This is a genomic window from Nocardiopsis sp. TNDT3, assembly GCF_003427465.1.
Classification (GTDB): Bacteria; Actinomycetota; Actinomycetes; order Streptosporangiales; family Streptosporangiaceae; genus Nocardiopsis; species Nocardiopsis dassonvillei.
The window spans coordinates 1-4,941 of record NZ_QPFC01000124.1; the positions used below are offsets into that span (position 1 = coordinate 1).

4 protein-coding genes are annotated in these 4,941 nt (G+C 74.4%); 3 read left to right on the plus strand and 1 reads right to left on the minus strand.

All coding sequences use genetic code 11. From position 1 onward, the window contains the following. Positions 1-651, plus strand: a 651-nt coding sequence (locus tag DQW06_RS03445) for a hypothetical protein (protein ID WP_117197945.1), incomplete at its 5' end; no start/stop codon positions are given. Here the strand turns inward: DQW06_RS03445 and DQW06_RS03450 are convergent. After that, complete coding sequence (locus DQW06_RS03450; protein WP_013154019.1) at positions 643-1,404, minus strand: IclR family transcriptional regulator; 762 nt, start codon at positions 1,402-1,404, stop codon at positions 643-645. The two genes, DQW06_RS03445 and DQW06_RS03450, sit on opposite strands and share 9 nt — an antisense overlap. 104 nt (positions 1,405-1,508) lie before the next feature. Between DQW06_RS03450 and hutH the strand changes: the two genes are divergently transcribed. Together hutH and hutU are read left to right on the plus strand one after the other, a co-directional pair. Then, positions 1,509-3,056 (plus strand): histidine ammonia-lyase, encoded by a 1,548-nt coding sequence (gene hutH, locus DQW06_RS03455; RefSeq protein WP_117197946.1) that lies wholly within the window; start codon positions 1,509-1,511, stop codon positions 3,054-3,056. Positions 3,057-3,084: 28 nt separating this feature from the next. After that, positions 3,085-4,761, plus strand: coding sequence for a urocanate hydratase (gene hutU, locus DQW06_RS03460; RefSeq protein WP_013154017.1), 1,677 nt, complete (start codon positions 3,085-3,087; stop codon positions 4,759-4,761). The last annotated feature ends 180 nt before the right edge of the window (positions 4,762-4,941 follow it).

Consider the following 4,941-nt stretch of genomic DNA (forward strand, 5'->3'; position numbering starts at 1 on the left):
GCCGCCCCCCGAGGTGTTCCCTCAGACCTGACCCGAACGCCCGAGAGCGTCTCCCACCTGCGCAGGTACGTCAGCCTGCGCGGCCCCAACACGCGCATGTGGATGGCCGTGGCCTACTTCTCCGCCGCCCTCACGGCGGGGTTCGTGGTGGTGCTGGGGTCGATGCTCTGGCACGTGCTGCGCGAGGAGACCACGGTCGGCTCGGTGACGCTGTGGGCCCTCGCGGGTCTGGCCATGCTCTTCGTGGGCCCGGGGAGCAACGTGTTCGTGCTGCGCGGGCTGCCCCAGCGCATCACCCGGCAGGGCATCAGCGCCGACAGCGACGGCGTCACGGTCCTGCAGGAGCGCAAGTGGTGGTTCCCCGGCGAGGGGACGTTCATCGCCTGGACGGAGATCCGGCGCATCCGCGAGGTGCACACCGGCGGGCGCAGGCTCACCTACTTCATCGAGTTCGTGCTGGACACCCACCGCACCGACGCCGAGCTGCCCAGCTGGGCCGAGACCGCCGAGAGCCTGGACCTGGAGGCGGTGGACGCTCCCACGCAGTTCTACGTGCAGGTGCCCGCCGACCTCAAGGAGAAGATCCTGCGGATGGTGGAGCGCACGGCCCCGCTGCCCTCGGTCGTGGAGCGGACCCCGCCGCTACGGTGAGGCGCGGCCGTCCAGGCGGCGGGTCAGGTCGGCCGCCGCGTCGCGCACCCGCCCGGCCAGCGCCTGCGGGGTGACCGGCCGCGCGCTGGGCACCGTCAGGCTGATCGCCGCGGCGGGGCGGCCGTTGTGGTCGCAGGCGGCCGCGGCCACCGACACGAAGCCCTCGGTGACCTGCCCGTCCTCGATGGACCAGCCCTGGCGCTGCTCCTCGGCCAGCACCCGGCGCAGCTCGCCGGGCGAGGCCGGGCCCCGGCCGGTGCGGGTGGTGAAGGCCGCCGCGTCCGGGTACAGAGCACGCACCTGGGCGCGCGGCAGCCGGGCCAGCATGGCCCGCCCCGACGCGGTCAGGTGCGCGGGCAGGCGCACCCCCACCCCGGTGATCAGCGACGGGGCGTGCGGCGGCTGCTCCTTGAGGAGATACAGGGTGTCGGCGCCGTGCAGCACGCCCAGGTGCGCGGTGGCGCCGGTGGCCTCGGTGAGCTGGTGCAGCAGCGGACGGGCCAGGCGCTCGACGCCGTCGTGGCGCAGGTAGGCCGAGCCGATCTCGAAGGCCGCCACGCCCAGGCCCCAGCGGCGCTCCTCGGGCAGGTGGGTCACGAAGCCCTCCCGCGCCATGGCCTCCAGCAGCTGGTACACGCTGGAGCGGGGCACGCCCAGCTCGGCGGCGATCGCCGAGGCCGACACCGGCCCGGGGCGGGTCGCCAGGAAGCGCAGCAGCCGCAGCGCGCGGGTGGCCGCCGGAACGAGGCTCATGCCCTGATTGTCCCACGGCGCGACGCCCCTGTTGTCTGAGATCTCAGATGGAACCCTCGTGTCAGCCCTTCACCAGGGGTCACGCGGGGGGTCAAATGGGAGGCATGTCCACAGCAGTTCCTTCCGTCGTCGTCGGCGATGCGCCGCTCACCCCGGCCCAGATCCTCGACGTGGCCCGCCACGGCGCCCGTGTCACCCTGTCCGAGCAGGCCCGAAAGGCCCTCCACCACGGCCGCGAACGGGTCGAGTCGCTCGCCCGCGGCGAGGTCCCCGCCTACGGGGTCAGCACCGGCTTCGGCGCGCTCGCCACCCGCCACATCGCCCCCGACCTGCGGGCCCGCCTCCAGCGTTCGCTCATCCGCTCGCACGCCGCCGGGACCGGACCCGAGGTGGAGGACGAGGTCGTGCGCGCCCTCATGCTGCTGCGCCTGCGCACCCTGGCCTCGGGCAACACCGGCGTGGAGGTCGCCACCGCCGAGACCCTCGCCGCGCTGCTCAACGCCCGCATCACCCCGGTCGTGCACGAGTACGGCAGCCTGGGCTGCTCGGGGGACCTGGCGCCCCTGTCGCACGTGGCGCTGGCCCTGATGGGCGAGGGCCGGGTCCGCGACGCCGCCGGGCGGGACCTGCCCGCCTACACCGCCCTGCACGAGGCCGGGATCCGCCCGGTCGAACTGGGCGCCAAGGAGGGCCTGGCGCTGATCAACGGCACCGACGGCATGCTCGGCATGCTCGTGCTGGCCTGCATGGACCTGGAGCGCCTGCTCAAGGTCGCCGACATCACCGCCGCCATGAGCGTCGAGGCGCTGCTGGGCACCGACCGCGTCTTCGCCGAGGAGCTCCAGCGCCTGCGCCCCCACCCCGGCCAGGCCGCCTCCGCGGCCAACCTGCGCGCCCTGCTCGACTCCTCGCCCATCGTCGCCTCCCACCGCGGCCCCGACTGCAACCGGGTCCAGGACGCCTACTCGCTGCGCTGCGCCCCGCAGGTGGCCGGCGCCGCCCGCGACACCCTCGCCCACGCGCTGCTGGTGGCCGGACGCGAACTCGACAGCGTCATCGACAACCCCGTGGTCCTGGACGACGGGCGGGTGGAGTCCAACGGCAACTTCCACGGCGCGCCCGTGGCCTACGTGCTCGACTTCCTGGCCATCGCCGTCGCCGACACCGCCTCCATCGCCGAGCGGCGCACCGACCGCATGCTCGACGTGTCCCGCTCCCACGGCCTGCCCGCCTTCCTGGCCGACGACCCCGGCGTGGACTCCGGCCACATGATCGCCCAGTACACGCAGGCCGCCATCGTCTCCGAGCTCAAGCGCCTGGCCGTGCCCGCCAGCGTCGACTCCATCCCCAGCTCGGCCATGCAGGAGGACCACGTGTCCATGGGCTGGTCGGCCGCCCGCAAGCTGCGCCGCGCCGTGGACGGGCTGACCAGCGTGCTGGCGGTGGAGCTGCTCACCGCCGCCCGCGCCCTGGACCTGCGCTCGCCGCTGGAGCCCGGCCCCGCCACCGGCGCCGTGCTGCGCACCGTACGGGAGAAGGTCTCCGGCCCCGGCCCCGACCGCCACCTGGCCCCCGAGATCGCCGCCGTCGCCGACCTGATCACCGACGGCTCCGTGGTCGCAGCCGCCGAGTCCGTCGTCCCCCTGGCCTGAACCGACCCGAACACCGCGAGGAGACCGCGTGAGCAGTCCACGTACCGTCCGCGCCGCGCGCGGCACCACCCTGTCCGCGAAGGGGTGGCAGCAGGAGGCCGCCCTGCGCATGTTCCACAACAACCTCGACCCCGAGGTCGCCGAACGCCCCGAGGAGCTGGTGGTCTACGGCGGCACGGGCAGGGCGGCGCGCGACTGGCACAGCTTCGACCGCATCACCGCATCCCTGCGCGACCTGGAGGGCGACGAGACCCTCCTCGTGCAGTCCGGCCGCCCGGTCGGGATCATGCGCACCCACGAGTGGGCGCCCCGCGTGCTCATCGCCAACAGCAACCTGGTGGGGGACTGGGCGAACTGGCCCGAGTTCCGCCGCCTGGAGGCCCAGGGCCTGACCATGTACGGGCAGATGACCGCCGGTTCGTGGATCTACATCGGCACCCAGGGCATCCTCCAGGGCACCTACGAGACCTTCGCCGCCGTGGCCGCCAAGCTGAGCGGTTCGGGCAGGCACAGCGGCGGGACCCTGGCCGGAACCATCACCCTCACCGCCGGACTCGGCGGCATGGGCGGCGCCCAGCCGCTGGCCGTGACCATGAACGACGGCGTCGCGATCGTGGTCGAGTGCGACCCCAGCCGCATCGAACGCCGCATCGAGCACCGCTACCTGGACATGCGCGCCGACAGCCTCGACCACGCCCTGGAACTGGCCGTGCGGGCGCGCGACGAGCGCCGCCCGCTGTCGGTCGGAGTGCTCGGCAACGCCGCCGAGGTCCTGCCCGAACTGCTCTCGCGCGGCGCACCGATCGACGTGGTCACCGACCAGACCTCCGCCCACGACCCCCTCGCCTACCTGCCCGCCGGGGTGGCCTTCGAGGACTGGCGGGACCTGGCCGCCGCCAGGCCCGAGGAGTTCACCGACCGGGCCCGCGAGTCCATGGCCGCGCACGTGGAGGCCATGGTGGGCTTCCAGGACGCGGGGGCCGAGGTCTTCGACTACGGCAACTCCATCCGCGACGAGGCCCGCAGCGGCGGCTTCGCCCGCGCCTTCGACTTCCCCGGGTTCGTCCCCGCCTACATCCGGCCCCTGTTCTGCGAGGGGAAGGGGCCGTTCCGGTGGGCGGCGCTGTCGGGCGACCCCGCCGACATCGCCCGCACCGACCGGGCCGTCCTGGACCTGTTCCCCGACAACGAGCACCTGGCCCGGTGGATCCGCATGGCGGGGGAGCGGGTCGCCTTCCAGGGGCTGCCCGCCCGCATCTGCTGGCTCGGCCAGGGCGAGCGGGCCGCCGCCGGGGCGCGCTTCAACGAACTGGTGGCCTCCGGCGAGGTCCGCGCGCCGCTGGCCATCGGCCGCGACCACCTGGACACCGGCTCGGTGGCCTCCCCCTACCGCGAGACCGAGGGGATGCGGGACGGCTCCGACGCCATCGCGGACTGGCCGCTGCTCAACGCCCTGGTCAACACCTCCTCCGGCGCCTCGTGGGTGTCCATCCACCACGGCGGGGGAGTGGGCATGGGCCGCTCGCTGCACGCCGGGCAGGTCAGCGTCGCGGACGGCACCGACCTGGCCGCCGCCAAGCTGGAGCGGGTGCTCACCAACGACCCCGCCACGGGCGTCATCCGCCACGTGGACGCCGGGTACGACGAGGCCGGGCGCGTCGCGCGCGAGCACGGCATCCGCGTCCCGATGCGCGAGGGGGACTGAACCGCTCCGGGGGCGCCCTTGCGGGGGCGTCCCCGGCGGGCTCCGGCCGTGCGCACGACCATCCGCTTCGACGTGGGGAAACACCCTGTGAGCGACCATTCCACCGCCCCTGGCCCCGGGGCCTTCGACCGCCTGTGGGCCGACCTGGTGTCCGTGGGCCGCGACCCGGGCAGCGGCGGC

Bases quoted from the DNA above. Each gene is read 5' to 3' on its own strand.
- hutH (WP_117197946.1), top strand. From the start codon at position 1,509: ATGTCCACAGCAGTTCCTTCCGTCGTCGTCGGCGATGCGCCGCTCACC.
- DQW06_RS03450 (WP_013154019.1), bottom strand. From the start codon at position 1,404: ATGAGCCTCGTTCCGGCGGCCACCCGCGCGCTGCGGCTGCTGCGCTTC.